Origin of the sequence: Leptolyngbya sp. AN10, from assembly GCF_050565645.1 — a bacterium.
Taxonomy (GTDB): Bacteria; Cyanobacteriota; Cyanobacteriia; order Leptolyngbyales; family Leptolyngbyaceae; genus Leptolyngbya.
In genome coordinates, this window is record NZ_JBNXVP010000029.1 from 60891 (window position 1) to 86595 (window position 25705).

General features: G+C 47.8%; 29 protein-coding genes. 25 read left to right on the forward strand and 4 right to left on the reverse strand.

What is annotated here, in order from left to right; genetic code table 11:
• Nucleotides 1–343: 343 nt before the first annotated feature.
• From ACQ4M5_RS30055 to ACQ4M5_RS30090, 8 genes are all read left to right on the forward strand, one after another.
• Nucleotides 344–1138: an LmeA family phospholipid-binding protein gene (locus ACQ4M5_RS30055; RefSeq protein WP_430679517.1), complete on the forward strand. Its 795-nt coding sequence runs from the start codon at nucleotides 344–346 to the stop codon at nucleotides 1136–1138.
• A gap of 39 nt (nucleotides 1139–1177) precedes the next feature.
• A complete protein-coding gene (locus ACQ4M5_RS30060; protein WP_430679479.1) occupies nucleotides 1178–1930 on the forward strand; it encodes a class I SAM-dependent methyltransferase in 753 nt (250 codons plus the stop codon).
• Nucleotides 1931–1944: 14 nt separating this feature from the next.
• On the forward strand, nucleotides 1945–2208 hold the full coding sequence (locus ACQ4M5_RS30065) for a hypothetical protein (protein WP_430679480.1): 264 nt from the start codon (nucleotides 1945–1947) through the stop codon (nucleotides 2206–2208).
• A 62-nt stretch (nucleotides 2209–2270) separates the two neighbouring features.
• On the forward strand, nucleotides 2271–2888 hold the full coding sequence (locus tag ACQ4M5_RS30070) for a MotA/TolQ/ExbB proton channel family protein (protein ID WP_430679481.1): 618 nt from the start codon (nucleotides 2271–2273) through the stop codon (nucleotides 2886–2888).
• A 222-nt stretch (nucleotides 2889–3110) separates the two neighbouring features.
• Complete coding sequence (locus tag ACQ4M5_RS30075) at nucleotides 3111–3512, forward strand: ExbD/TolR family protein (protein ID WP_430679482.1); 402 nt, start codon at nucleotides 3111–3113, stop codon at nucleotides 3510–3512.
• Nucleotides 3513–3907: 395 nt separating this feature from the next.
• A complete protein-coding gene (locus ACQ4M5_RS30080; protein ID WP_430679483.1) occupies nucleotides 3908–5338 on the forward strand; it encodes a form I ribulose bisphosphate carboxylase large subunit in 1431 nt (476 codons plus the stop codon).
• 79 nt (nucleotides 5339–5417) lie between these two features.
• Nucleotides 5418–5795: a RuBisCO chaperone RbcX gene (gene rcbX / locus ACQ4M5_RS30085; protein WP_430679484.1), complete on the forward strand. Its 378-nt coding sequence runs from the start codon at nucleotides 5418–5420 to the stop codon at nucleotides 5793–5795.
• A gap of 16 nt (nucleotides 5796–5811) precedes the next feature.
• On the forward strand, nucleotides 5812–6159 hold the full coding sequence (locus ACQ4M5_RS30090) for a ribulose bisphosphate carboxylase small subunit (protein ID WP_430679486.1): 348 nt from the start codon (nucleotides 5812–5814) through the stop codon (nucleotides 6157–6159).
• Nucleotides 6160–6227: 68 nt separating this feature from the next.
• Here the strand turns inward: ACQ4M5_RS30090 and ACQ4M5_RS30095 are convergent, their stop codons facing one another.
• Both ACQ4M5_RS30095 and ACQ4M5_RS30100 read right to left on the reverse strand, forming a co-directional pair.
• Nucleotides 6228–6410: a hypothetical protein gene (locus ACQ4M5_RS30095; protein WP_430679487.1), complete on the reverse strand. Its 183-nt coding sequence runs from the start codon at nucleotides 6408–6410 to the stop codon at nucleotides 6228–6230.
• Nucleotides 6411–6413: 3 nt separating this feature from the next.
• Complete coding sequence (locus tag ACQ4M5_RS30100; RefSeq protein ID WP_430679488.1) at nucleotides 6414–6887, reverse strand: type II toxin-antitoxin system VapC family toxin; 474 nt, start codon at nucleotides 6885–6887, stop codon at nucleotides 6414–6416.
• Between the two features lie 168 nt (nucleotides 6888–7055).
• Between ACQ4M5_RS30100 and ACQ4M5_RS30105 the strand changes: the two genes are divergently transcribed.
• From ACQ4M5_RS30105 to ACQ4M5_RS30185, 17 genes are all read left to right on the forward strand, one after another.
• Complete coding sequence (locus ACQ4M5_RS30105; RefSeq protein WP_430679489.1) at nucleotides 7056–7676, forward strand: GNAT family N-acetyltransferase; 621 nt, start codon at nucleotides 7056–7058, stop codon at nucleotides 7674–7676.
• Between the two features lie 133 nt (nucleotides 7677–7809).
• The gene (locus ACQ4M5_RS30110) at nucleotides 7810–8082 is read left to right on the forward strand and encodes a BrnT family toxin (RefSeq protein ID WP_430679490.1); all 273 of its coding nucleotides are present in this window, start codon (nucleotides 7810–7812) and stop codon (nucleotides 8080–8082) included.
• The gene (locus ACQ4M5_RS30115) at nucleotides 8069–8320 is read left to right on the forward strand and encodes a hypothetical protein (protein ID WP_430679491.1); all 252 of its coding nucleotides are present in this window, start codon (nucleotides 8069–8071) and stop codon (nucleotides 8318–8320) included. The genes ACQ4M5_RS30110 and ACQ4M5_RS30115 overlap by 14 nt, the downstream gene beginning before the upstream one ends.
• 143 nt (nucleotides 8321–8463) lie before the next feature.
• On the forward strand, nucleotides 8464–9036 hold the full coding sequence (locus ACQ4M5_RS30120) for a CDP-alcohol phosphatidyltransferase family protein (RefSeq protein ID WP_430679492.1): 573 nt from the start codon (nucleotides 8464–8466) through the stop codon (nucleotides 9034–9036).
• A 77-nt stretch (nucleotides 9037–9113) separates the two neighbouring features.
• Nucleotides 9114–9320 (forward strand): hypothetical protein, encoded by a 207-nt coding sequence (locus tag ACQ4M5_RS30125; RefSeq protein ID WP_430679493.1) that lies wholly within the window; start codon nucleotides 9114–9116, stop codon nucleotides 9318–9320.
• Nucleotides 9321–9734 (forward strand): HNH endonuclease, encoded by a 414-nt coding sequence (locus tag ACQ4M5_RS30130; protein ID WP_430679494.1) that lies wholly within the window; start codon nucleotides 9321–9323, stop codon nucleotides 9732–9734.
• Nucleotides 9735–9803: 69 nt separating this feature from the next.
• Nucleotides 9804–10946 carry an esterase-like activity of phytase family protein gene (locus ACQ4M5_RS30135; RefSeq protein WP_430679495.1) on the forward strand — a complete coding sequence of 381 codons (1143 nt, stop codon included), beginning with the start codon at nucleotides 9804–9806 and terminating at the stop codon, nucleotides 10944–10946.
• A 53-nt stretch (nucleotides 10947–10999) separates the two neighbouring features.
• Nucleotides 11000–11590, forward strand: coding sequence for a chromophore lyase CpcT/CpeT (locus ACQ4M5_RS30140; RefSeq protein ID WP_430679496.1), 591 nt, complete (start codon nucleotides 11000–11002; stop codon nucleotides 11588–11590).
• A gap of 170 nt (nucleotides 11591–11760) precedes the next feature.
• Nucleotides 11761–12912 carry an NAD-dependent epimerase/dehydratase family protein gene (locus tag ACQ4M5_RS30145; protein WP_430679498.1) on the forward strand — a complete coding sequence of 384 codons (1152 nt, stop codon included), beginning with the start codon at nucleotides 11761–11763 and terminating at the stop codon, nucleotides 12910–12912.
• Nucleotides 12913–12928: 16 nt separating this feature from the next.
• Nucleotides 12929–14116, forward strand: coding sequence for a glycosyltransferase family 4 protein (locus tag ACQ4M5_RS30150; protein ID WP_430679499.1), 1188 nt, complete (start codon nucleotides 12929–12931; stop codon nucleotides 14114–14116).
• A 494-nt stretch (nucleotides 14117–14610) separates the two neighbouring features.
• Entirely contained in the window at nucleotides 14611–15801 is a 1191-nt protein-coding gene (locus ACQ4M5_RS30155; RefSeq protein ID WP_430679500.1) for a response regulator, read from the forward strand.
• Nucleotides 15802–15870: 69 nt separating this feature from the next.
• A complete protein-coding gene (locus tag ACQ4M5_RS30160) occupies nucleotides 15871–16248 on the forward strand; it encodes a response regulator transcription factor (protein ID WP_430679501.1) in 378 nt (125 codons plus the stop codon).
• 2 nt (nucleotides 16249–16250) lie between these two features.
• Nucleotides 16251–16787, forward strand: a complete 537-nt coding sequence (locus ACQ4M5_RS30165) for a chemotaxis protein CheW (RefSeq protein ID WP_430679502.1) — start codon at nucleotides 16251–16253, stop codon at nucleotides 16785–16787.
• A complete protein-coding gene (locus ACQ4M5_RS30170) occupies nucleotides 16757–19666 on the forward strand; it encodes a GAF domain-containing protein (RefSeq protein WP_430679503.1) in 2910 nt (969 codons plus the stop codon). Before ACQ4M5_RS30165 ends, ACQ4M5_RS30170 begins: the two co-directional genes overlap by 31 nt.
• A complete protein-coding gene (locus tag ACQ4M5_RS30175; RefSeq protein WP_430679504.1) occupies nucleotides 19663–22557 on the forward strand; it encodes a hybrid sensor histidine kinase/response regulator in 2895 nt (964 codons plus the stop codon). The genes ACQ4M5_RS30170 and ACQ4M5_RS30175 overlap by 4 nt, the downstream gene beginning before the upstream one ends.
• Nucleotides 22554–23075, forward strand: a complete 522-nt coding sequence (locus ACQ4M5_RS30180) for a chemotaxis protein CheW (RefSeq protein ID WP_430679505.1) — start codon at nucleotides 22554–22556, stop codon at nucleotides 23073–23075. Before ACQ4M5_RS30175 ends, ACQ4M5_RS30180 begins: the two co-directional genes overlap by 4 nt.
• A 238-nt stretch (nucleotides 23076–23313) precedes the next feature.
• Nucleotides 23314–24522, forward strand: coding sequence for an RNA-guided endonuclease InsQ/TnpB family protein (locus tag ACQ4M5_RS30185; protein ID WP_430679506.1), 1209 nt, complete (start codon nucleotides 23314–23316; stop codon nucleotides 24520–24522).
• An 88-nt stretch (nucleotides 24523–24610) separates the two neighbouring features.
• Here the strand turns inward: ACQ4M5_RS30185 and ACQ4M5_RS30190 are convergent, their stop codons facing one another.
• Nucleotides 24611–24790: a hypothetical protein gene (locus tag ACQ4M5_RS30190; RefSeq protein ID WP_430679507.1), complete on the reverse strand. Its 180-nt coding sequence runs from the start codon at nucleotides 24788–24790 to the stop codon at nucleotides 24611–24613.
• Nucleotides 24791–24813: 23 nt separating this feature from the next.
• Nucleotides 24814–25590, reverse strand: a complete 777-nt coding sequence (locus tag ACQ4M5_RS30195; protein ID WP_430679508.1) for a hypothetical protein — start codon at nucleotides 25588–25590, stop codon at nucleotides 24814–24816.
• Nucleotides 25591–25705: the final 115 nt, after the last annotated feature.

Sequence of the window (25705 nt, forward strand, 5' to 3'; positions counted from 1 at the left end):
ATTAAGTTATGTTTGATTACGTTGAAGGTGATGCAACCCAGTTTTGGGATTCTCAACTAGACCCTGGAGTGATGAATCAATATCAGCGTTCTTGCTGATTACTGGCTCGAAATCTCTGTAAGGCGATACGTAATGCTGTACCTTACTTCCGTAATTCTGCTTAGATCTCCGGGCAACGTCAACGAAGTTCACAGATTTTTCATCAAGTGACAGGTATCACGAACCTCAGACAAACGAATGATTCAGATCACTGAAGCCTTGCAGCATCGCTATCTATTCGTCGTTTGTTGCTAGTCTTAATAATCTGTTACATAATAGGTGGAGCTAGATAAACAAAATGCTTATGTTCGGCGGATTTACTGGCTTTAAGCCCCCTTCCAACAAGACGGACTTCGGCGAACAGATGCTGAACTCTGTACTGAGCCAATCGATTCGCCACTTATTTACGCAAAGTGAATCTGTGGACGTTTCCTTGAAGTGTTTTCCTTCCAGCAAGCTGCTCCAAGGCAGTATTGATAGTTTCAAGATGAGCGGGCGCGGATTGCTGATTCGCCGCGACTTTTGGGTTGAGGAGATGTGGTTCGAGACTGATTCAGTGTCGATCGATTTCGGGTCTGTCCTTTCCGGTAAGATTCGCCTGAAGCAAGCAGCACAAGCGGTCGCAAAGGTGATTTTGACCGAAGCGGGAATTAATAAGGCGTTCGGATCAGAACTTGTGAAACCGCGAATGGAAAATGTCACGGACTCGAAGCTGATGGATCTCTCAGGCGGCGAACCTGTCGCGTTTTCGGATGTGGAATTAAAGCTGCTGCCCGAAAATCAGATTCAGATTTCTGCCAAGGCAAGCTTACCGAACGGGCTGATTCCGATTAGTTTGACTGCCACGATCGAGATCGAACGTCGTCGCCGCATTCTGTTCCAAAATCCTCAATTCAATGGCGATGATATTCCTGAAGCGCAACGTGGGGTTTCGGAGCTTTTGAGCAATACGTTTGCTGAAATTTTGAATAATATGGTGGATCTTGATCGCTTTAATCTTGATGGGGTTACGATGCGCCTGAATCGCTTAGAAACCGAAGGCGACAAGCTGATCTTCAGCGGTTATGCAGAAGTAACGCATTTTCCGAAACAGGGTTAATCGTGTCAGCCTGACCTGTTCCAGCTATCTTGCGAAGTTATGGAACAAGAAATTTACGAATCCTGGAATCAGAAAGCTCAAGATTGGGAGATCCAAGTTGGGGATTTGGGCGATCGCAATCGTCTTCTCAATTCTGATCCGGTACTTTGGCAATTTGTGGGAGATGTGAACGGTCACACAGTGCTGGATGCGGGTTGTGGTACTGGATATCTATCGCGTCAACTTTGTCAAAAAGGGGCGATCGTCACAGGAATTGATCTGTCTTCTGAAATGTTAGCGATCGCGCAACAGAAATCAAAAGGGTTATCGATCGACTTTCACGAAGATTCCTGCTCAGAACTCAAAACGCTGCCAGACGAGCACTTTGATTTGCTTGTGTCCAATTATGTTCTAATGGATTTGCCCGACTTAGAAGGAGCAGTTCTCGCGTTTCATCGAGTGCTAAAACCGGGCGGAATTGCGGTTTTGATGTTTTCGCATCCTTGTTTTGATCAAGGAATGGCGAGGGCGAATGACGATCGTTCTGTCACATATCATTGGAAAGAATCGTATTTTGGGCGGCAGAAACGCGAAGACCCGCCGTGGAAACACTTTACGAGTTCTTTTATCTGGTTTCACCGACCGTTATCAGATTATTGGAAAGCTTTTAAGCTGGCTGGATTTGATGTGATTGATTTTGAGGAACCGAGGCTGAAGAGCGATCGAGCACATCTCGCCAAAAACGAGCAAGAATTATTCAAATGTCAGAATCTCCCCTATTCTGTTGCTTTCAAACTGTCGAAGCCTTTGTAGTTGGGTAAAGAATGATGGCTAATTTCAAAGCTCCTAGTGACTTCTATTTGCGGTTGGTGACAGAGTTTCCGCCGCGCCCAATTCAAGATGAAGCACTATTACAAGCAACGCAAGAGCGAATTAATCAAGTATTGAGCAATCCTCTGAATGATGATGCTCGTGATTATTTGCGAGTTTTAGGAATGTTGATTTATGAATATGAGGAACAGACAGAAGTGTTTCCTAAACTAACAGATGAAGAGCGCATCCAAGCACTTCAGGAAGATTCAGTCGATTAAACTGTCACGATCGAACCTGTGTCATCCATAATGAGTGATTGTTCAAACGATCGCGATTTCTCATGCCCAATTGGTTGATTGCTGGTGGATTTGTAATGATTCCGCTGCTGCTGTTTTCGGTTCTGGCAGTAGCACTGATTTTAGAACGATCGCTGTTTTGGATAAAAATCTCTCAGCGTCAACAGCGAGTCGCACGAGAAGTATTGAGCGTGTATAAGCGCAATCCAATCGCGGCGTTTCAAATGTTGGAAAAGAATTCGGATTTGCCGATCGCTAGAATTTTCCTTGCGGCTCTAGAACTCGAACAAGCAACCCCTGAAGAATTTCGTCTAGCTCTTGAAAGCGCAGGACTCGCAGAGATTCCGTTACTCAAACGCTTTAATACAATCTTCGATACGATCGTCGGGCTTGCCCCGTTACTCGGATTGCTCGGAACCATTACAGGTTTGATTACTTCGTTCTCTTCACTGGGCATCGGTGATATTTCTGGAACAAATACAAGAGGAGTCACAGGCGGGATTAGTGAAGCGCTCGTCTCAACGGCATCCGGTTTAGTGGTGGCAATCTTTACGCTATTTTTTGCCAATATGTTCCGGGGACTCTACACGCGCCAATTAGCATTAATTCAAGAATATGGTGGGCAGTTAGAATTGCTTTATCGCCGTCGCCACGCAATGTAAGAGGGTGTTTGAAAAGCAATCGTTCATCGCATTCACCCGCCCGGAAATAAATCTCCGGGCTAATCAGGGAAGCCCACTAAACTGGGCTAAGAACTCCGAATTGCGCTCCCAGTCCGCTTCAGCGGAGTTTCCTCCATTAGCCCGGAGATTCATTTCCGGGCGGACTGGCAACGAAGCAAAGCCGCTTTTTATACTTCTGAAACATCCTCTAAGGAAACACCTATGCGCCTGCCTGAAGAACCGGATCTACCCCCTCAAATTTATATTGCACCGCTGATTGATGTGGTGTTTGCGCTACTAACGTTCTTTATTATTTCGACGTTGTTTCTAACGCGATCGCAAGGTCTTCCCGTCGCCCTTCCTAGAGCCGTCACCGCTGAGTCTCAGAAAGCGTCTCAGATTGTTGTGACCATTAATCAAAAAGGCGAACTTGCAGTCGATAAAAAGTCGATCGTCATTGATACGCTTCCCGCCGCAGTGCGAGAAATTTTAACTCGGAATCCAAAATCAGTCGTCATCATCCAAGCCGACGAGCGAGTTCCACATGGGCAAGTCATTACCGTAATGGATCGATTGCGATCGATTCCTGGCATTCGACTGGGAATTGCCACCCGTCAACCATAACGAAACCTGAACAATTCTGAGAGAAATTCTAATGTGATCCCATTGACATTGATTGCACTTTCTGAAGCAAATAAAGCAATTAAAGATTTCTTAAGCTTTCATCCGCCAAACGTAATATTTCCACAGTTTACATAACATTTTTTTATCAACTCTCATAGATTCTCTTAAGTGAGGCTTATTGAAATCCTGATATGATTCAGATCAGTCCGCGCCTATGCACCGGAGAACAGTTGAGATTCACAAACTGTCCCGAAACATGGGATCATGTATGGCACGATGATCCCCAGTGATTAGGTAATTTGATGCCGACCACATTCGGTCAGGGAATTTCCCTGGTCACTGTTGGTGATGTCTGCTCAAGGTTTTCCATCGTTTTTCATTACAGGAAGGGAGATATGTCCTACGCTCAAACCAAAACCCAGTCCAAAGCTGGGTATAAGGCTGGGGTACAAGATTACCGTTTAACGTATTACACCCCAGACTACACGCCTAAAGATACCGATATTTTGGCAGCGTTCCGGGTAACTCCTCAACCTGGCGTTCCGCCCGAAGAAGCTGCTGCTGCGGTTGCTGCTGAATCCTCGACGGGAACCTGGACGACCGTTTGGACGGACTTGCTGACCGATCTCGATCGCTACAAAGGACGCTGCTACGATATCGAGCCTGTCCGTGGCGAAGATAGCCAATTCATTGCTTACATCGCATATCCGCTCGACCTGTTTGAAGAAGGATCTGTTACCAACCTATTGACCTCATTGGTCGGTAACGTGTTCGGGTTCAAAGCGTTGAAGGCGCTGCGTCTCGAAGATTTGCGGATTCCGGTTGCTTACTTGAAGACCTTCCAAGGACCTCCTCACGGAATTCAAGTGGAGCGTGACAAAATCAACAAATACGGTCGTCCGCTGCTCGGCTGTACGATTAAGCCGAAACTCGGTCTGTCTGCGAAGAACTACGGTCGTGCAGTGTACGAATGTCTGCGCGGCGGTTTGGACTTCACCAAAGATGATGAAAACATCAACTCGCAGCCGTTCCAACGTTGGCGCGATCGCTTCTTGTTTGTTGCTGATGCAATCCACAAGTCGCAAGCTGAAACGGGCGAAATCAAAGGTCACTACCTGAACGTGACCGCTGCAACTTGCGAAGATATGCTCGAACGTGCAGCATTTGCGAAAGAACTCGAAATGCCGATCGTCATGCACGACTTCTTGACCGCAGGTTTCACCGCAAACACCACTCTGGCGAAATACTGCCGTGCGAATGGTCTGTTGCTGCACATCCACCGCGCAATGCACGCGGTTATCGATCGTCAAAAGAATCACGGGATTCACTTCCGCGTCTTGGCGAAGTGCTTAAGAATGTCGGGTGGAGACCACATTCACACCGGAACCGTTGTGGGTAAACTCGAAGGCGACAAAGCGATCACCCTCGGTTTCATCGACTTGCTGCGTGAAAACTACATCGAGCGCGATCCGTCTCGTGGGGTTTACTTCACCCAAGACTGGGCTTCTATGCCTGGTGTAATGGCAGTTGCTTCTGGTGGTATCCACGTATGGCACATGCCCGCACTGGTTGAAATCTTCGGTGATGACTCCGTGCTTCAGTTCGGTGGTGGAACCCTTGGACACCCTTGGGGTAACGCGCCGGGTGCAACTGCAAACCGTGTTGCATTGGAAGCTTGCGTTCAAGCTCGGAACGAAGGTCGCGACCTCATGCGTGAAGGCGGCGACATTATTCGTGAAGCTTGCCGCTGGTCGCCTGAATTGGCAGCAGCTTGTGAACTGTGGAAAGAAATCAAGTTCGAGTTTGAAGCTGTTGATACCGTCTGATGACTGTTTGATTGCAGATTTTAGACTTTGGATTCAACAATAGTCCAAAGTCTAAAATCCAAAACTCACCATCCACATCATGGATCTGAAGCGAATTGCGAAAGATACGTCAAAGACGCTGACTAGCTATTTGACATATCAGGCTGTCCGGGTTGTTTATGCTCAACTAGACGAAACTGATCCAAAGAAGGCTTACTGGCTGCACAAGTTTTCCTCACGGGAAAGCATCACAGACGGGGAAGCGTTTATGGAAGCGATGTTTCGAGAACGGCAAGATTTAGCCTTTCGGATTTTGACGGTGAGAGAGCATCTTGCTGAAGAGATTGCGGATGTGCTGCCGGAAATGCTGCGATCGTCAATGCAGCAAGCAAACATGGAACAACGCCGCAAACAGCTCGAACGAATGACGCAAGTCGATTTGACGATCGAATCTCCAGATTCTGAACCTGATCACTAACATCATTGAGGATTTCATGAAAACTCTACCCAAAGAGCAGCGTTTTGAGACGTTTTCTTACCTGCCTGCGCTGACCGATGCTCAGATCGCACGTCAGATTCAATATACGATCGACCAAGGTTATTTCCCTTGTATCGAGTTCAACGAATCGTCTGATCCGACGATCTACTACTGGACAATGTGGAAGTTGCCTTTGTTCAACGCAAAGACTCCTCAAGAGGTCTTGAACGAAGTTCAACAGTGCCGCTCTGAATATGGCAATTGCTACATCCGCGTGGTGGCGTTTGACAACATCAAACAGTGCCAGGTGATGAGCTTCATCGTTCACAAACCAGGCTCTAACAACAGCGGCTATCGCTACTAATTTCTGATTCGCAGTTATTTCTGCGATCGTTTTTAAGGAGGTGGATGATCCATCTCCTTTTTTATTGTTTAGCTAGATTTGTCGTTGACCTGATCTGTTGCGGGATGCTCAGGTTGATAGATGATTTGTCGATCGCTAACTGCTTGCTTCTTCTGCCAATCTTCAAACATGGCATCTAAATTGTAGTTAAATTCTCTGGCGTGTTCTTCGCGAATGCGATGCAGTTCATTGACGATTTCGTCTTCCCACATGATCTAATCTCCCATCAGTTCGTAAGGTGTGCAAATAGCAGGCAGCGTATAGCCCAATTTAAGACAGATACTAGAAAGTTTTTTCTGAATCTGGACATTGGCAATATGTTTACAGTTCCACGTTAGCAAGTAATCCATGCGGTGAACCGTTGCGGCTGCGATATGTACTGCATCATCGGCTGCTTTGGGAGGAAGATTACTTTGGATTAGGAATTGCTTTGCTAAATCTTTGACTGCTTCATTCAAGTCAAGCAGCACCAGATTACGAACGATCTCTAGACGCTGAGTAGCGATTTCTGCATCTCCTTGCGCGATTTCATCTAGAACGGTTTGAGAAATGTGAAGTGTAAAGTCGTCCCGCCGCGATCGCCACCACTCTTTTGTCACTTCTATATTTGCGGCAAGAATTAAATTCTGAGTAGAGCGTGCTGTTAGATAGCCTAAAATGCTGGTTTCGATATAAACCGTTTCGGTCATAGTGTTGAGCTTAAACTTAGGGCAATTCTTAATAATCTCTGCAATCTCCCAGAATATCAAATTCACTTGTATTGCGATCGTTTTTAAGGAGGTGGATGATCCATCTTCTTTTTTGTTGTGGAAATTAGGATAAAGTTCGGAGAAATTCAATCGCTCAGGAACTCTGTAATGGAAAAACTGGGACCTGCTTATCGAATCGAAACTCAACGATTAGTACTGCGTTGTTGGAGTCCGACTGATGCACCTTTACTAAACTCTGCTGTAGATGAGAGCTTAGATCATCTACGTCCTTGGATGCCTTGGGCACATGATGAACCTCAGCCCCTTCAACAGAAAGTCAATTTGCTTCGTCGGTTTCGCAGTCAGTTCGATCGCAGTGAAGATTTTCCCTATGGTGTCTTTAGTCTTGATGAAAGATCTGTGTTAGGGGGAGGCGCATTACACCAGATCGATAAAGATGTTTTTGCGATCGGCTATTGGATTCATGTTAAGCATATTGGTCAAGGACTGGCGACCGAAGTAGCGGCGGCGTTGACAAAGATTGCTTTTGAGATTGAGCAAGTCGATCGCGTTGAAATTCATTGCGATCCCAAAAATAGTAGAAGTGCGTCTGTTCCCAGGAAGCTAGAGTTCACGCACGAAGCAACATTACGACGACGAGTGGAAGACCATCAGCATCAGAAACAGGACAAAATGATTTGGTCAATCTTTACTGAGACCTATCCAAATAGTCCCGCAGCGCAGGCACAAATTAAGGCATTCGACGCGATCGGGCAAAGGCTTCTGTGAGATTTTTGTGGTTGCTCATGCCATTTTCTCAGCAATAATTGAAGGAATGATTCGAGGGAGAACACTATGCCAGCGATCGTACGTTAAAATCTCGTTGTCTTGAGAATCGAGATATCATAAACGCAGTGAATTCATGAAATTTGAGTGGGATGATAATAAAGCGGCAAGCAACCTATCAAAGCACAACGTTTCATTTGAAGAAGCCGAAAGTGCTTTTGCTGATCCGCTTTATGTTGACTTCTACGACCCCGATCATTCTGAGGATGAAGAGAGATTTCTGATTGTGGGTGAATCAAATCGCGGGCGTTTACTGATTGTTTCTTATACAGAAAGAGAAAGGGTCATTCGCTTGATCAGCGCTAGAGAAGTAACGAGAGCCGAACGAGAAGCTTATGAAGAGACCTGAATCAGAAATGGAAGATGAACTTCGCTCCGAGTATGACTTAAAAAGCTTACGAGTCAGAAAGCTAGGTTCAGAGCGCAAGAGTTTTGGGGCAACTACAGTTCGTCTAGAACCAGATGTTGCAGAGATTTTTCCAAGTGCCGATGCTGTAAATGCAGCACTTCGATTTTTGATTAGAGTAACTCAGGAAAATTATTCCCCCGACTCAGGAGCACAACCCACAGTCAAAACAGAAGAATAGAGCCTTCGCTGTCAGTGGAGAAATCGAACAATACGGCAGCGATCGCATTTAAGAAAATTCCCTTTCACACTCAGTCTCCGGAATTGTGTTTATCAATTGGTAACTATTCCAATGAGTGAATCTTTGTAGAAAGGAATCTGACAGTGATAAAGCTTGCTTACATTCCTGCAATTCTCGTCGGATTTCGATTTGCGATCGCGCCCCTTCTCCTACTAGATGCACTGGATGGAACCACGACAAATTGGTTTCTTTGGGGCTACATTCTTGCGATCGTTTCTGATATTTTCGATGGAATTATTGCGCGTAGATTAGGAGTGAGTACACCTCAACTTCGACAAGCAGATAGTTGGGCAGACATTTGTTTATTTCTGTGTCTTGCTTTGAGTACTTGGCTCGTTTATCCAACCGTTATTCTTGATTTCAAAATTCCATTGCTCATTGCTGTCGCGGCACAATTATTTCTATTCTCAATTAGCTTAATTAAGTTTGGAAAGCTTCCTAGTTTTCATACTTACACTGCAAAGGCTTGGGGATTGGCTTTATTAGTCGCAGCGATCGCGCTTTTCGGATTTGGTTACGTTCCGACCCTTTGGAGTGCGATCGTACTCTGTTGGATCAATAGCTTAGAAGAGATTGTCATGACATTGATTTTGCCAGTTTGGGCGTGTGATGTTTTGAGTGTCTTCCATGCTGCAAAATTGCGAGACAATTATTGAAGAGGAGAACACTATGCCAGCGATTGTAAAAGAAGAGTGATTAATTAAAAAGTATTTGGAACTAGGAGAACGATAGTATGTCTGAAGTCATTGAAATTCCTGCTGAACTTACCCCGTTCAAGTTACCGGATGCAGTACAAAAACGGCTTCAATATTTGCTCGATCGACAAGACGCAGGACAAGAACTCACCCAAGCCGAACGCCAAGAAGCAGAGGGACTGGTTGAATTAGCAGAATTTCTTTCTCTGGTTCGCCTGCGATCGCAACGGGTGACAAAATCATAAATGTCTCTAATTTCTTCCTCTCTACGACGACTGGTTACTCAAAGAGCTAGAAATCGCTGCGAATATTGCGGTCTTTCCCAAATCGGACAAGAAGCAACTTTTCACATTGATCACGTGATTCCTGTTGCTGCAAACGGTGAAACGATCGAGGGCAATTTAGCGCTTGCTTGTGTCTCTTGTTCGCTTCATAAGTCTGCCAAGCAGGAGATTCAAGACCCAGAAACAGGTGAAGCTGTCAATATTTTTAATCCGCGTCGGCAGGATTGGAACGAGCATTTTTGTTGGAATGATGTGCGTGTAATCGGTTTGACTGCGATTGGACGCGCAACAATTAAAGAACTACGAATGAATCGTCCTGTGATTCTTGCAATTCGTGCAGAAGAGAAGTTTTTAGGTCGTCATCCACCTCCGTAAATTCAGAAAGAAACTCGATCGATTCCTATCTCGCGTTACAGTAAAACGGTGATTTGCAAGGAAAGATCAATGCGTCGCTGGATTTCTTGGTTTGCTCTGCTGCTCTGTGTCGTGTGCCTGACTGGGTGCAGTTTGCCGCGTGTTACCGCAGAGGATCGATTGTTTCTGCCATTGTCGATCGAGTTTCTCGGTAGCTATACTCTCACCGATAAAGAGTTTCAGGGAACAACGGTTGGGGGACTTTCGGGGATAACCTACGATCGCAAACAAGATCTTTATTACGTCGTATCGGATGATCGCAGCGATCGACAATCTGCCCGGTTTTATACGCTGAAATTGCAGATTGATCAGGACAAGTTGCAATCGGTTGAAGTTCAGAATGTTACGACATTGACTGATGAGAATGGGCAACCGTTTGCAAAAGGCACGATCGACCCAGAAGGAATTGCACTCTCTCCACTGAACTCTGTGTTCATTTCGAGTGAAGGCGATGTGAAAGAAGATGCAGCGCCATTTATTGGAGAATTCGATTTGCAGACTGGAAAACTGAAGCGCAAATTGTCCACTCCAGAATCGTATTTACCAGATGCAAAAATTATTGGGCAAACTCGCGGAATTCAGGATAATCGAGCGTTTGAAGGATTGACATTGAATGCAGGAGCATCGACGGCTCCGGCGGCTGAACCGTTTCGATTGTTTACTGTAGTTGAGTCTCCCTTAGTTCAGGATTTGGAATTGCCGAATACGAAAGAGAGCTTGATGAATCGACTTTTGCATTATCAGATTTGGGATGGTCGATCGACGATTATTTCTGAACACGCTTATCCGCTCGATCCGAAGCAGACCGGAATGATCGATCATGGATTGAGTGAATTTTTGTCGATCGACCAAGGCGGACATTTTCTGAGCTTAGAGCGATCGTTCGGATTAACGGGATTTCGACTTAAGCTTTTTCAAGTTGCAACCGGAACTGCAAGCGATATCTCTACATTTGGCACGTTACGCAATGCACAAATGAGACCAGCGGCAAAAGAACTTTTGCTGGATCTCAATCAGTTGGGGACGCGGCTCGATAACTTGGAAGGAATGACGATCGGCGCACGATTTCCAGATGGATCGCATAGCTTGGTGATGGTCAGCGATGATAATTTCAACAATTTGGGGCAGATTACTCAATTTTTGCTGTTCCGAATTAAAGGACTGAAAGGTTGATTTCTTGCCACCCGCAACACCGTACAATAAATTTCAGATTTCGATAAATAGCTATGACACACTCTACCGATATTGCAACTTTGGCACGTTGGATGGCAGCGGATTTTAGTAATCAGCAACAAGCATTTGAGAATCCGCCGATGTATGCCCATATCCGCGTGTGTATGCGTCCCTTGCCGAACGAAGTTTTGGGTGGAGTTAGTTTCTTTATCGAGCAGGCGTATGACTATATGTTGAACAATCCGTATCGGTTGCGGGTGTTGAAATTGTTAGAGCGCGACGGGCGGATCGAGATTGAAAACTATCAGGTGCGGGATGAAGAAAAGTTCTATGGAGCATCGCGAGATCCGAATCGGTTGAAGCAATTAAGCGCGGATCAGTTTGAAAAATTGCCCGGATGCAACATGGTTGTTGAATGGACGGGAAACAGCTTTAAAGGGCAAGTTGAGCCTGGAAAAGCTTGTATGGTGACTCGCAAAGGGCAAGGGACTTATTTAGATAGTGAATTTGAGATTGATGGAGAGCGGTTTACATCGCTCGATCGAGGACGCGATCCAGCAACCGATGAACACGTTTGGGGATCAGTTGCGGGACCGTTTGAATTTGTGCGATGGGCGAGCTTTGCGGATGAAGTGCAAGTTTAGGTAACTTTCAATACACGGAAGAACAATCAAACTTAAGCCGTTAGATAGATATTGGCGCGAATCGGAAGATTACAATGAAGAATTCGCGGCAAGTCGTTGCGAATTGCGATCTTCTGAGTGCCGAAACCTGGTAGATTTGGCAAAGTATCCGCAGAAAAGATTGAGCAAGCATGAAAGTCCTAGTTATTGGTGGTGATGGCTATTGTGGTTGGGCAACCGCGCTCTACTTGTCCAATCGGGGTCATGAGGTTGGCATTTTAGACAGCTTGGTGCGGCGGCATTGGGATAATGAATTGTGTATCGACACATTGACCCCGATCGCGCCGATTAAACAACGTCTGCAACGCTGGAAAGACCTCACGGGCAAAACGATCGATCTTTTTATCGGCGACATCACAAATTACGAATTTCTCAATAAGTCAATGGAGCAGTTCCAACCGGATGCGATCGTGCATTTCGGGGAACAGCGATCGGCTCCATTTTCAATGATCGATCGCGAACACGCGGTTCTCACTCAGGTCAATAACGTCGTCGGAACGCTCAATCTGCTCTACATCATGAAGGAGAAGTTCCCCGATTGTCATTTGGTCAAGCTCGGTACGATGGGCGAATATGGGACTCCCAATATCGATATCGAAGAAGGCTACATCACGATCGAACATAACGGACGCAAAGATACACTCCCGTATCCGAAACAGCCGGGTAGCATGTATCACTTGAGTAAAGTGCATGATTCGCACAATATTCACTTTGCTTGTCGCATCTGGGGCTTACGGGCAACTGATTTGAATCAAGGGATTGTTTACGGCGTTCTGACCGAAGAAACTGGAATGGACGAAATGCTGATCAATCGTTTGGATTACGATGGCGTTTTCGGAACGGCGTTGAATCGATTCTGTATTCAAGCTGCGATCGGACATCCGCTGACAGTTTACGGTAAGGGCGGACAAACGCGAGGATTCTTGGACATCCGAGACACAGTGCGCTGTGTAGAATTGGCACTTGAAACGCCTGCTGCTCCAGGAGAGTTCCGAGTGTTTAACCAATTTACAGAACTGTTCGGGGTTGCAGAAATCGCGAACTTGGTGCAAAAAGCTGGAACGGCAATGGGATTAAAGGTTGAAGTGCAAAACTTTGACAATCCACGCATTGAAAAAGAAGAACATTACTTCAATGCGAAGAACACAAATCTTTTAGATTTAGGATTGCAACCGCACTACCTATCTGATTCGCTGCTTGATTCGTTGTTGAATTTTGCCGTGAAGTATAAGGGTCGGGTAGACAATAGCGAAATCTTGCCGAAAGTCACCTGGAAACGGTAATTGAATTTGAGAAGCGATGGTTTTCGGATCATCGCTTTTTTTGCGATCGACAACTGCACAGACATTTATGCGAATTGCTTTATTTACAGAAACGTTTCTACCCAAAGTTGATGGTATTGTTACTCGGTTAAAACATACAGTTGATCATCTTCAGAGACAGGGCAATGAAGTGCTGGTTTTCTCACCAGATGGTGGTTTGACTGAGTACAAAGGTGCAAGGATTTACGGCGTTTCAGGATTTCCGCTCCCGTTGTATCCAGAATTGAAGTTAGCATTACCGCGACCTGCGATCGGTGATCAACTCTCCCAGTTCAAACCCGATCTCATTCATATTGTGAACCCTGCTGTTTTAGGTTTAGCAGGACTTTTTTACAGTAAGTTCTACAGCATTCCTTTGGTTGCTTCCTATCACACGCATTTACCTGAATATCTTCAGCACTATGGTTTAGGCGCTTTGGAAGGCGTTTTATGGGAATTGCTCAAAGCGGGACATAACCAAGCTCAAATCAATCTCTGCACTTCAACCGCAATGATGCAAGCATTGACTGAACATGGAATTGAGCGGGTCAATCTTTGGCAAAGAGGGGTCGATACGGAGACGTTTCAACCGCATTTAGCAAGTGTGGAAATGCGATCGCGCCTTTCTCAAGGTCATCCCGAAGATCCTCTCTTGCTCTATGTCGGTCGCTTATCTGCGGAGAAAGAAGTCGATCGAATCAAACCCGTTCTCGAATCGATTCCGAATGCGCGATTGGCTTTAGTGGGAGATGGTCCCAATCGCCAAACTTTAGAAAAACATTTTGCCGGAACCAATACGAATTTTGTGGGCTATCTTGGCGGTCAAGAACTCGCGTCTGCGTTTGCGTCTTCGGATGCGTTCGTGTTTCCTTCTCGAACTGAAACATTAGGACTTGTCTTGCTTGAAGCAATGGCGGCAGGATGTCCGGTAGTGGCGGCTCGATCGGGGGGCATTCCGGATATTGTTGAAGATGGCGTAAATGGCTATTTGTTCGATCCGACCGATGAGAAAGGTGCGATCGAGGCGACTCAATCTTTGCTGGCTGGAACTAAAGAACGCGAAACACTGAGACAAAATGCCCGCCAGGAAGCAGAACGCTGGAGTTGGTCAGCCGCAACAAAGCAACTGCAAGACTATTATGAGACTGTCTTGGTAAAATCTACGATCGCTTCTGTGCGTTACTAATCTGTGCGTTACTAAGGCAACGTGCGATCGCGCAATCTACGTAAATATACTGACATAAGAAAGCAGTGTGGAATCGGTAGAAGCATGAGACATCAGTAAAGTTTTAGTAAAACTACAGATGAATTTAGCGATGAAGTTCATAATCGAGGTTGGTTTATCAGAGTATTTACGGTAAAATCACGGTCATCTACGAAGAAGGAAATAACGCGCCGACTGGAATTCGTAATCGTCGATCGATAAAGAATTCAACTTGTGCATCTGAGATGGGTAGGCGTGAAAAATTTGGTGGGTGTTATTTGACCTGCTCAAGCACATTAGCTTGAGCCAATGTTTTTAAAATTGTATTCTCACTGTCTGAGCGATCAGGGCTTGATAGTGTGCGGATGTTTTGTGAGCAACTACCGAAAATTGGTCGGACAGCAGAGGATTGATCATCTGTACAGGTGTACTCTGCTTCGCTTCTCAGTTCTTTTAAAGATTGTTTGTCCAAAAGAATGATTACACCTCCTTTTGTGGGATCAAGTGGAGCTGCGATCGCTCACTATCACATCAGCGGTCTCCACGATCTGGCTCAACATTTCCAAACTTGTCGCAATCGGCAAATCTCTGGACGGCTAGATCTCAGCATTCTGGATGATCCAGAACCAACGTGGAGCTTCTTTTTCCGCCTAGGTCAGATCGTTTGGAGCATCGGTGAACTTCATCCCTTGCGACGCTGGCATCGGCAACTGGCGCACTATTGTCCTCAACTCGCAGCCAATTCTCTGCCCCAAACCCTGGTGGGTTCGGAACAGTGGAATGGCGAATCGCTGATCAACCTGGTAAAAGACGGACAGATCCAGCCCAGTCACTTATCGGCGATCGTAGCAGGCGGTAGTTTAGAGCTTTTGTTCGATGTCATGCAAGCTAGACCCACGATCAACATTCGGTTAACTTACCGTCAACTCTCCCCTAGCTCGATCGAGTCAAGCTGTCTGACGGGATTAGATGCTGAACGAGCTTGGCAGCGAGCCGCTCAACTCTGGTCGCTTTGGCAACAGTGGGGTCTAGAAAACGTGTCTCCGAATCTCGCTCCGGTGATTTGGGATCATGATGGATTACGCGAACAGACTTCGCTGCTGACCTATCACAACCTCTCGACCTTCGCGAATGGAAACTGGACGCTGCGAGATCTAGCAGTCAAACTGAAGCAACCGTTAGTGCCGTTGACGCGATCGCTGATGCCCTACGTCAATCAAGGCATTATGGCGATGAACGCGACCCCAGATTTGCAAGTAGATCAGAAATCAGCACAGTCGTTTTTAGTCGCTTATATCGAGGACAGCCGCTTCGATAGTGCTGCTATGAGCCAAATTCTCAATCAGGCAGGATACCGGTTTTTGAGCATTCCCGACCCGCGCCAAGCCGTTCCCATGCTCCTCGACCAAAAGCCCGACTTGATCTTTTTGGATCTGTTAATGCCGATCGCGAATGGCTATGAAATTTGTACTCAGATTCGCCGCATCACTGCCTTTCAGTCTATTCCGATCGTGATTTTAACCAGTAGCGATGGCATTGTCGATCGAGTCCGAGCCAAGTTAGCAGGAGCTTCCGGATTTTTATCTAAGCCGATCGACTCTAACAAAGTGCTAGAAACCTTGCGACAGCATCTTCGCGATGCGGCGTGGGCGAAAAATACAAGCTGAACTTGAAGCTCGATCGACCCAAAACCGAAGACTGTTGTTACTGAAATTGTGTTACTGAAATTCCCGAATATGACCACCGTTCTTTTAGTCGAAGATAGTTTAACCGAAACCGAGCTACTCACCCGGTATCTCAATCAAGCAGGGGTGATTGTGTTGAGTGCGACCAACTGTGAAGAAGCGCGAGTTCTTATGCGATCGCAAGCTCCTGATCTCGTTCTGCTCGATGTCATGCTGCCTGGACAAAGCGGGTTTGAACTTTGCCGAGAGCTAAAACTTCATGCCAGTACGTCCCGTATTCCAGTGGTGATTTGTTCGACCAAGGGCACGGATGTCGATAAGCTTTGGGGCGCAATGCTCGGAGCCAACGCTTATCTTCCCAAACCCGTTGACCAAGGAGAACTCACCGATACCGTTCGCCGCTTAACGACTCATCTAGGACCTGTTTAGTCATGCAGGACGAAACACAAATCACCGCGATTCATCGTGGGAGTGGGTTGCTGTTCGATCCGCCTCCTCCTGAAACGCGAGACCGCCTGATCCGCTTTCCGCTCGGTGATCAACCCAGTGTGTTGCTGCCCCTCAAACAACTGACCCAGATTCTGAACGTCGAGCGGCACGACGTTTTATCGATTCCGGAGATGCCGGACTGTGTGATCGGGATTTGCACTTGGCATACGGAAATGCTCTGGCTGGTTGACCTCAATCACTTTATCGGTGCGTCACCCCTGCTACAGCCGTCTTTGACTCGACTAACCATTCTGGTGATTCAGCACGATCGACAAGCCTTGGGGCTTGCCGTTTCCCAAGTTAATGAGATTGAACTGCAAGATCTACAGCGACTCCTGCCCCCTCCGATCGGGTTATTTTCACCCGGCTTGCTGCCCTTGATCCAAGGTGTACTGCCTGGAAGTAGCGATGCCGTTCTCAATCTGACTTCTCTTATCGATTGCCCGTTATGGAAAAAACACCCGAAGGGCGGGGCGTAAATGCTTCCCCAATCAAACGCCTGATCAACCTTTTCGTGGGCGATGTCTCAGACGAATTTGCTCCTGCTTCGCGCAGCGAGTCGTCTAGATCTGATCCCGATGATTTCACGGTTAATCTTCCAGATTCTTCGCAAAGCCATTCTGTCCAACCCGAATTCGATCCCATGCAGAAACTTAATTCGTCTCAATCTACTCCCCAGCGCTCAGACTCGTCTCACAGCCATTCCGATACACCCTTACCCTGGCTATTTCGCGGCGTGAATCGAATGCAGCAAGCCGAAACCAAAGACGAACTGCTGCTCATTACTGTCGCAGAAATTCAGCAGTACCTAAACGCCGATCGCGTTTTGATTTATCAATTTCAGGGGGAACATCAGGGGCAGGTCGTCGCTGAGGCGATCGTCGATGGATTCACACCGAGCTTAAATGAAGCGCTTCCGGTGATCACCTTTGGAGCCGCAACGCGACGAGACTACCAACAGCGTCCCTTTCTAGCACTCAAGGCAGCTTCAACGCAGTTATCGCCGTATCAATCCCAACTGCTCGATCGCTTTCAAGTAAAGACGAGTTTGAGTCTGCCGCTGGTGCTCGATCAAGAGATTTGGGGATTGCTCGTGGTTCAGCAGTGCGATCGACCCCGCGAATGGGAGTTGTTTGAAATCAATCAACTGCAATGTATCAACCAAGAACTGCGGTTAAATCTTCAGCCCGTTGAAGCCCGCGCTCAGAAACAGAACCAGGTAGAACAAGACCGAATCATTGCAAAAGTGATTCACAAAATTCACCAAGCCACGGATGTCAAGAGTGTGTTTCAAACGACAACACAAGCCGTCCGGCAACAATTAAAGTGCGATCGCGTGGCGGTGTTCCGGTTTGAGGCGGACTGGAGCGGCAAGTTTGTCTCAGAATCGGCGGGGAAAAATTGGGTTCAACTGGTGGGATTGAATCTAGAAACTGCTTGGAGCGATACGCATTTACAAGAGACGCAGGGGGGGCGCTATCGTCATCATGAAACCTTCGCGATCGACGATATTTATCAAGCAGGACTTGCCCCTTGTCATATTGAAATCTTGGAAGGATTTGAAGCCAGAGCGCAAGCGATCGCTCCCATTTTTCAGGGAGAGAAGCTGTGGGGTTTGCTTGCGGCGTATCAAAACTCAGGACCTCGCCACTGGACACCGAATGAAGTGAACTTGCTGGTTCAAGTCGGACGACAGTTTGGACTGGCGCTTCAGCAGGCAGAATATCTCGATCAGCTCCGCGCTCAATCCGAGCAACTGGCGAAGACCGCAGAGCGAGAACGAGTCATCGCCAAAACCGTTGACCGCATTCGACAATCCCTGGATATGCAAGCGACCTTAAAGACGACGGTTCGCGAAGTCCGGAGTTTCTTACAAGTCGATCGCGTTGCGATTTTTCGGTTCCGCCCGGATTCTCAGTATACAGTTGGAGAAACGATCGCTGAAGATGTGACTCCCGGATTTGTGACCGCGCTCTCGGTTCGCGTGGAGGATCACTGTTTTAGTGAAGGATTTGCCGCACAGTATCGCCAAGGACGAGTCTTTGCAGTTGCAGATATTTACCAAGCAGGACTGCAAGAGTGTTACATCGACGTGCTGTCTCAGTTTCAAGTGCGGGCGAATTTAGTCGTCCCGTTGCTGCGGGGTGAAGAATTGTGGGGCTTATTTTGTATCCATCACTGCACCGATGCTCGGAACTGGGAGGACACAGATATTGAATTCGCCAAACAAATTGCGGCTCAGTTAAACGTTGCCATTCAGCAGGGCGAGTACGTCGAGCAACTTCAACAGCAATCACAGCAAGTCGCAGAAGCCGCTGAACGCGAAAAAGCGGCAAAAGAACAACTGCAACGCGAAGTGATTCAACTCCTAACCGCCGTTCGACCCGCTTTGGCAGGCGATTTAACCGTTCGCGCTCCGGTCACAGACACCGAAGTTGGCACGATCGCAGATGCTTACAACAATACGCTGAATCACCTCAGACAGACCGTGACTCAAATGCAAACGACTGCCCATCAAGTTACCGCAACCTCACACGCGAGTAATGTTTCGGTGAATCAATTGGCAGTTCAGGCACAGCATCAACTTGATGCTCTCGAACAAGTGTTCGGACAAGTGCAAGCGATGGCGGTTTCGAGTCAGCAGGTCAAAACGGATGCTCAAGAAGTCGAAGCGGCAGTTCAACAAGCGAACCGAATCGTCATGGCGGGCGATGCCGCGATCGATCGCACCGTGGATGAGATGGAAGACATTCGCGACACGGTGATCGAAACCAGCAATCGGCTCCAGCGGCTGAGTGAATCGTCGCAAAAGATTTCGCGAGTGGTCAGCTTGATCGGGCAATTTACGACTCAGACGCAACTCTTAGCTGTGAACGCCTCGATCGAGGCAACTCGTGCAGGAGAATTTGGACGTGGGTTTGCGGTTGTGGCGGATGAAGTGCGATCGCTGGCACGTCAATCGGCGACAGCGGCAACTGAAATCGAACAGTTAGTGCAAGACATTCAAGTGAGTACGACCGAAGTGGCGACCGCGATGGAGCAGGGACTCGAACAAGTGGCATCGGGCACTGAGGTCGTAAACGAGGCACGCGAACATCTCAACGCGATCGTGCAGGCGACCGCACAAATGAGTCAACGCATCACAGACATTACGCAAGTAACCGAAGCGCAAACCCAGCAGTCTCAATCGGTAACACAGACCGTACAGGAAGTTGCCGCGATCGCGCATCAAACTTCGCAGGATGTGGGCACGATGTCCGCCTCGTTCCAAAGTCTGTTGGCGATGGCTCAAGACCTGCAATCGAAGGGTGAACAATTCAAGGTCGGAAACGAGACGAATTCAGGACTGCCACTATGAGCCTAGATCCCACCATTCGTGAGCAAACTTATCAATATTTTCTCCAGGAAGCCTCCGAACTGCTGCAAGCGATCGAACAGGGGTTGTTCAGCTTAAGGGAAAACTGGGGAATCCCTGCGGTGAATAATCTGATGCGAGCCACCCACACGCTGAAGGGAGCGGCAACCAGTGTCGGATTAGAGACGATCGCTCGCATTGCTCATTCGCTCGAAGACGTGTTCAAAGCGCTCTGTCAACCGAACTTATCGCTTGATCCAGAGGTGGAAGCGCTGTTGTTCGAGGGGCTGGAGTGTCTGCGTTTGCCCTTGATTGCCGAACTTACGGGTAGCGCGGTGGATGATGCAGAAGTGCTGAATCGAACCGCTACAATTTTTGCTCTTTTAGAAGAGAAGCTCGGTGATTGTTTTGGTCAGGAACCATATCTTCCCACTTCTGCCGAGTTAGGGTTTGATTTAACGCAATCGATGTTTGAACTCGGAGTGAGCCAACGACTCGAACAGATTGCCGCCTTGCTGAATGCAGAGTCACCGGAAGCGATCGCGATCGAGCTAAAAACACACGCTGAAGTGCTGTTGGGTCTCGCCGAATCTTTGAATCTATCAGGCTTTGGCGAGATTGCGAAAACCACGATCGCTGCCCTTCATTATCATCCCGACCAAGCGATCGTGATTGCTCAGGCAGCTTATGCCGATTTTCAAGCGGGACAAACAGCGGTATTAAGTGGCGATCGGACTCATGGCGGCGAACCTTCACCGACCTTGCAGATGCTGGCAACTCCTCCTGTGCCTCCATTGGCAGCAGACTTGCCTCTTGAGGACTTGACCCTGCTAGAAAGCATTTGGGGGAGTTCAGACGCTGATCCGATGTCAGAGTTGATCGATTCTGATGCGATCGACACGCCGTTCAGCTTGGTTGAAAGTTCTCCACCACCGGAGCCGCGTGTTAGTCCCCTCAGAGATCCGCTGCCAAAAGATTCCGGTTCACCGTTGCCCTCGGTTCGAGTTGCAATTAAGCACTTAGACCAGTTCAACTATGCACTCGGAGAATTTGTCACCGAACACAATCGCCAAACGCTGCAAATCGAACAGCTTCAAACGATCGGGAAAACGCTGCTGCATCAGGTCAAGCGACATCAACAGATGTTGACACAGCTTCAGAATCAGACGCGGCGAACGGCTCACTCCTCCCCGGTCAAGTCCTCACGTCGATCGAAAAAAGGACGCGGCTTTGATCCAGCCAAAAACCAGAGCGATCAAACCAATGCGATTCAGTCTTTGCTCGATCAGACGGTGCAGCTTTCAGAATCCGCAGAGGCGATTCGCTTGATGAGTGAGCAGATGAATCAACGCTTAGAGAAGCAACAGAAACTGCTATCTAGCACTCAGGATGCGTTGATCGAAGCCAGAATGTTGCCCCTCGGTGAGATTTTCGGTCGGTTTCCTCAAACCTTGCACCAACTCGAAACCTTTCACAGTAAACCTGTGGCGCTGAATCTGCGCGGGAGTGATGTTCTGGTGGATAAAGCCGTGGCGGAGAAACTCTTTGACCCGCTGCTTCACCTAGTGCGAAATGCGTTCGATCATGGCATCGAAGCGTCTGCCATTCGACAACAGCGCGGTAAAGCTCAGAAAGGATCGATCGAGCTTGCGGCTTATCATCACGGGCGACATTTAGTGATCGAAATTCAAGATGACGGCAACGGCATCGATTTTGATCACATTCGCCAACGTGCGATCGAACAGCAGCGATTGTCGATCGAACAAGCGAACCAGATGAGTCAAGACCAACTGGCGGAGTTATTGTTTGAGCCAGGATTTTCCACCGCTGCTCAACTTAGCGATTTATCGGGGCGCGGGGTTGGACTCGATGTGGTGCGAAACCAGCTTGATGCTCTGCAAGGAACCATTTCGATTCGGTCGGAGCGGTATCAGGGCACGACTTTTACCTTACGGATTCCGCTCAAGTTGTCGATCGCTCAGTTGTTTGTGTGTGAAGCGAATCGCAAACCTTATGCGCTGCTTGATGATGCGATCGAGCAGATTTTGATTCCGCGATCGGGTCAGATCGTAGAGCGCAACGGCGGTAAGTTTTTGCGCTGGGGTCAAGAGGAGCAACTGATTCCGATCTACTCGTTTGCTGAAGCTGTCGAGGATGACACTTCCAGTACTGCATTGCTCGCTACCTCTGAGGTTCAACCCTCGAATCCGGTGATTTTGATTCGGTGGCAACATCAACTGCTCGGTTTAGAAGTCGATCGAGTGATCAGTGAGCAAAAACTGGTGATTCGTCCCTTGGGAGCGATTATCCATCCGCCCAGCTATGTTCAAGGTGCGACTCCACTAGCGGATGGTCGATTAGCGCTAGTCATTGATGCGACGATGCTACTGCAAAGAATTGTGAGTGCGTCGATCGCTCCGCCGATCCCTCGTCAAGCGGCAGAGATGCAACTCGTGTCGTCTCCACTTCCGGCTGCGAGACCCGAATTGAGCGCAAGACCTAACACGAAGATTCTGGTGGTCGAAGATTCGATTACCACGCGCCAATCGCTAGTGCTGACGCTTGGCAGAGCAGGCTATCAAGTCATCGAAGCCCAAGATGGACGAGAAGGACTGGATTGTTTTCAGCGGCAACCGGATATCCAGCTTGTGATTTGTGATGTTGAAATGCCCAACATGAACGGGTTTGAATTCCTCAGAAACCGTCAGCAAGTTTCGGGGCTGACCGATATTCCTGTTTTGATGCTGTCGTCTCGAAGTGATGAAAAGCATCGGTTACTCGCGTCGCAACTAGGGGCAACCGTTTACATGGTGAAGCCGTTTATGGAACCGAAACTGTTAGAAATGGTGACAACGCTTGTCCAGCATTCGCAAATCAACATCGGAACCGCATGATGAAGACCCCGCACAGCGAGCTAAACGTTGAAAAATTTATCATTTTTACGGTTGCGGATTATCGCTTTGCGTTACCGATCGCTGAAGTGGTTCAGATCGTCAATCGTCCCGCAACGACTCCAGAATTAAGCAAGGCAGGGTTAGTTCAAATTGGTCGTCATCTGATCCAGGTTGTCAATTTACATCAGCAGCTTGCACCCGAAAACAGTCCTGAGTCAGCAGAATGGTATCCCTTTTTAGTGATTACGTACCATTCATCTGAGGGGTTCTATGCGATTCCAGTCCGTGAGCCACCGAATGTGATCGAATTTCCTCAAGAATCGATGCAGGGATTGCCGCTGTCGCACGATCGCTCTAGTGTTCTGAGTATTGCAAGCCACGCGGCAACGCTTGATATCGATCGAGTTCCTGCAACGATCTTTCTGATGGATGTCAACCGACTATTCCCGTCCCGATTCGAGATGAGCGATCGACAATTACAGGCACAATCGAGCGAAAGAAGCGGCACAATAGAATAGTCCTTATGTGTGAATCACTGTGCCCTCAGAGTTAGCTCCTCGGCGGGAAGCCCCGCGCTCTCCTGAAAGGGAGCGCCGGGATGAAAGCCAGGGCAGTGATGAATTGTGCCTTTGAACAATGTGAAGCGTAGCTGAACGAGGGATTAGGCACGATGAAGAACTGCCAATCTCTTGCAAACGAAGCGAACATAGGTACTCAAACTGTGTTAGATTGATCATCAATTCACTCTAATCATTCATGCTCAAAGCGGTCAAAGTCCGAATCTATCCCACTGATGCCCAGCAAGCTCATCTTGCTCAGGCATTCGGATGTTGCCGATGGGTTTGGAATCAGTCGCTTGCCAGGATGTCTCAAACATACAAGGAGACAGGACGTGGCGTTTCAGCAATGGAGATGAAGAAGCAGATCCCGGTTTGGAAGAAAGAGTACGAGTGGTTAACTGAATGCTATTCCCAATGCTTACAGCAATCTGTGTTGAATCTAGGGACAGCATTTGGCAACTTCTTTGATGGTCGTACAGGCTATCCATCATTCAAAAATCGCCATGGTCGGCAGTCGATTCAGTACCCAGCCAGCGTCAAAATCCTGAGTGAGTCTGAGATTAAATTTCCCGGTAAGCTTGGAACGATGAAAGCTAAAGTCTATCGGGACTGTGTTGGAAAACTGAAGACTGTTACTGTGTCAAGGATGACAGACGGACGCTATTACGCTTCGCTGCTATTGGATGACGGCATCGTCAAGCCTGAATTAAGCAGTGACGGGAAAGCGATTGGGATTGATTTGGGGTTGATTGATTTTGCGGTCACGTCTGATGGCTCCAAGTTCAACAATCCAAAACATCTCAAAAAGCATGAACGCAACCTGAAACGGAAGCAAAGAAAGCTTTCTCGTAAGCAGGACAAAACCACGAACAAACGCCGTAAGGCAAAACGCGCACTTGCAAGAGTACATAGCAAGATTTCACGAGTGAGAGAAGATTTTCTACACAAGCTATCCCGCAAGATAGTGAACGAGAACCAAGTGATTGTCGTAGAAGATCTAGCAGTCAAAAACATGGTGAAGAATCACAACCTAGCTAAGTCAATCTCTGACGCAGGTTGGGGAATGTTTCAAACCCTGCTGAAGTACAAAGCAGAGCAGGAAGGAAAGATCTACCTTGAAATCGGTCGGTTCTTCCCATCGTCGCATCTGTGCAATACAACACTGCTACCGATGCCAAAGATGGATCTCTCCGTCCGTTCTTTTCTCTGCCCTCACTGCCAGAAGCATCACGATAGAGATGTGAATGCGGCATTGAACATCCGAGATGAAGGCTTGCGGATTTTGGCGTTGGGAACCAGCGCTACTGCCCTTGGAGGCAATGTAAGACCAAAGCGGTATGGGCGCAAGTCCACGACCGCAGAGGCAATTGCTGATGAATTGGGAAGCCAGCACCGTACCGCCTAGCGGTCGGTGTCTGGTAGTTCACAAACCTCCTCGACCGGATCGCAAGCCCGTATTGACCCCGCCTGGAAGCAAGGCGAACTGATTGAAGTCACGATCGCGGATTTAAGCGATCGAGGCGACTCAGTTTCTGCTCTCTCGCACTGAAGAGCGCGAACAACTCCGGCAAAACGCCCGCACAGAAGCGAGCGCTGGAGTTGGTCAGCGGCAACCAAACAATTGCAGAACTATTACGAGAACGTTTTGGCAAAATCTGCGATCGCTTATACACGCTGACCTGCAACTGAGTTCAAGCTATTTTTTAGCAAAACCTCGATCGGTCAGCTTCATTTGACTCAGATCTAGCCCATATTGATCTTTAAACATCGCTGCAATGCCCTGCTGGTAGTTTGATAGGGTGTTCTCTTTTGCAGCAGACTGCCAACTCGCATGAATAATTACAGTTTGTAGTTTCATTTCTTCACCGAGTTGGGCTGGCACACCGGGCGCGGTTAGACGAGAATTAGCTGATAGCAGTGGGGCTAACTGCGATCGTACTCCCCTTGCCATTGGCACAGTGACGCGATTTCCATCCTGTACGTTGTTGACAACCATGTAGCCCAAGATCATGTACGCGCTTAGGGCATCTGCCGCATCGTTTTCACGTAGTCCAGAATCTTTAATCAGATTCCAGTAAATTTGACCATAGTTATATTTGCCCGTTTGAAACGCTTCGGATACAGCTTGTGAAGCAGCAGGATTTGTCTTATTTAAGCGATCAACGTAGCCTTGGACAACTTTCTGCTTGAGTGCGGGAGTAGGCGAGTAGGCGAAGCTGATCGACTTGGCGGAATTAGAGGATCTAGCTTGAGTCGAGGAACGAGATGGGCGAGACTGACCTTGGACTTGGTTCCCTAGCTGTTCTATGGATTGAAGTGCGGCTCCGTTGGCTGTCCAGCCTGAAAGAAGGGTCATATCAAAGACAGGTTGAACTTGAAAATCCTGCGATCGAGCAGAAGGCGCAACGGCGAACGTTAGTCCACTGATGCAGACCGCCTTTAGCAGTGCTTTGGTCAGCAAAGGTGCTTTCATATTCTAAGAATTGTAAATGTTTGCGGATCTTCGATTTTCTAGTCGAACTTGTCGCCGAAATGACTCGGAGAAGTAGATGCCTGAGCGAGATTCTAACATTTCCATGCTTGCTTGC

Excerpts from the sequence above, each read along its gene's own strand:
- ACQ4M5_RS30055 (WP_430679517.1), top strand. The coding sequence starts at position 344 with ATGTTCGGCGGATTTACTGGCTTTAAGCCCCCTTCCAACAAGACGGAC.
- ACQ4M5_RS30060 (WP_430679479.1), top strand. The coding sequence starts at position 1,178 with ATGGAACAAGAAATTTACGAATCCTGGAATCAGAAAGCTCAAGATTGG.
- ACQ4M5_RS30065 (WP_430679480.1), top strand. The coding sequence starts at position 1,945 with ATGGCTAATTTCAAAGCTCCTAGTGACTTCTATTTGCGGTTGGTGACA.
- ACQ4M5_RS30070 (WP_430679481.1), top strand. The coding sequence starts at position 2,271 with ATGCCCAATTGGTTGATTGCTGGTGGATTTGTAATGATTCCGCTGCTG.
- ACQ4M5_RS30075 (WP_430679482.1), top strand. The coding sequence starts at position 3,111 with ATGCGCCTGCCTGAAGAACCGGATCTACCCCCTCAAATTTATATTGCA.
- ACQ4M5_RS30080 (WP_430679483.1), top strand. The coding sequence starts at position 3,908 with ATGTCCTACGCTCAAACCAAAACCCAGTCCAAAGCTGGGTATAAGGCT.
- rcbX (WP_430679484.1), top strand. The coding sequence starts at position 5,418 with ATGGATCTGAAGCGAATTGCGAAAGATACGTCAAAGACGCTGACTAGC.
- ACQ4M5_RS30090 (WP_430679486.1), top strand. The coding sequence starts at position 5,812 with ATGAAAACTCTACCCAAAGAGCAGCGTTTTGAGACGTTTTCTTACCTG.
- ACQ4M5_RS30095 (WP_430679487.1), bottom strand. The coding sequence starts at position 6,410 with ATGTGGGAAGACGAAATCGTCAATGAACTGCATCGCATTCGCGAAGAA.
- ACQ4M5_RS30100 (WP_430679488.1), bottom strand. The coding sequence starts at position 6,887 with ATGACCGAAACGGTTTATATCGAAACCAGCATTTTAGGCTATCTAACA.
- ACQ4M5_RS30105 (WP_430679489.1), top strand. The coding sequence starts at position 7,056 with ATGGAAAAACTGGGACCTGCTTATCGAATCGAAACTCAACGATTAGTA.
- ACQ4M5_RS30110 (WP_430679490.1), top strand. The coding sequence starts at position 7,810 with ATGAAATTTGAGTGGGATGATAATAAAGCGGCAAGCAACCTATCAAAG.
- ACQ4M5_RS30115 (WP_430679491.1), top strand. The coding sequence starts at position 8,069 with ATGAAGAGACCTGAATCAGAAATGGAAGATGAACTTCGCTCCGAGTAT.
- ACQ4M5_RS30125 (WP_430679493.1), top strand. The coding sequence starts at position 9,114 with ATGTCTGAAGTCATTGAAATTCCTGCTGAACTTACCCCGTTCAAGTTA.
- ACQ4M5_RS30130 (WP_430679494.1), top strand. The coding sequence starts at position 9,321 with ATGTCTCTAATTTCTTCCTCTCTACGACGACTGGTTACTCAAAGAGCT.
- ACQ4M5_RS30135 (WP_430679495.1), top strand. The coding sequence starts at position 9,804 with ATGCGTCGCTGGATTTCTTGGTTTGCTCTGCTGCTCTGTGTCGTGTGC.
- ACQ4M5_RS30140 (WP_430679496.1), top strand. The coding sequence starts at position 11,000 with ATGACACACTCTACCGATATTGCAACTTTGGCACGTTGGATGGCAGCG.
- ACQ4M5_RS30145 (WP_430679498.1), top strand. The coding sequence starts at position 11,761 with ATGAAAGTCCTAGTTATTGGTGGTGATGGCTATTGTGGTTGGGCAACC.
- ACQ4M5_RS30150 (WP_430679499.1), top strand. The coding sequence starts at position 12,929 with ATGGTTTTCGGATCATCGCTTTTTTTGCGATCGACAACTGCACAGACA.
- ACQ4M5_RS30155 (WP_430679500.1), top strand. The coding sequence starts at position 14,611 with ATGATTACACCTCCTTTTGTGGGATCAAGTGGAGCTGCGATCGCTCAC.
- ACQ4M5_RS30160 (WP_430679501.1), top strand. The coding sequence starts at position 15,871 with ATGACCACCGTTCTTTTAGTCGAAGATAGTTTAACCGAAACCGAGCTA.
- ACQ4M5_RS30165 (WP_430679502.1), top strand. The coding sequence starts at position 16,251 with ATGCAGGACGAAACACAAATCACCGCGATTCATCGTGGGAGTGGGTTG.
- ACQ4M5_RS30170 (WP_430679503.1), top strand. The coding sequence starts at position 16,757 with ATGGAAAAAACACCCGAAGGGCGGGGCGTAAATGCTTCCCCAATCAAA.
- ACQ4M5_RS30175 (WP_430679504.1), top strand. The coding sequence starts at position 19,663 with ATGAGCCTAGATCCCACCATTCGTGAGCAAACTTATCAATATTTTCTC.
- ACQ4M5_RS30180 (WP_430679505.1), top strand. The coding sequence starts at position 22,554 with ATGATGAAGACCCCGCACAGCGAGCTAAACGTTGAAAAATTTATCATT.
- ACQ4M5_RS30185 (WP_430679506.1), top strand. The coding sequence starts at position 23,314 with ATGCTCAAAGCGGTCAAAGTCCGAATCTATCCCACTGATGCCCAGCAA.
- ACQ4M5_RS30195 (WP_430679508.1), bottom strand. The coding sequence starts at position 25,590 with ATGAAAGCACCTTTGCTGACCAAAGCACTGCTAAAGGCGGTCTGCATC.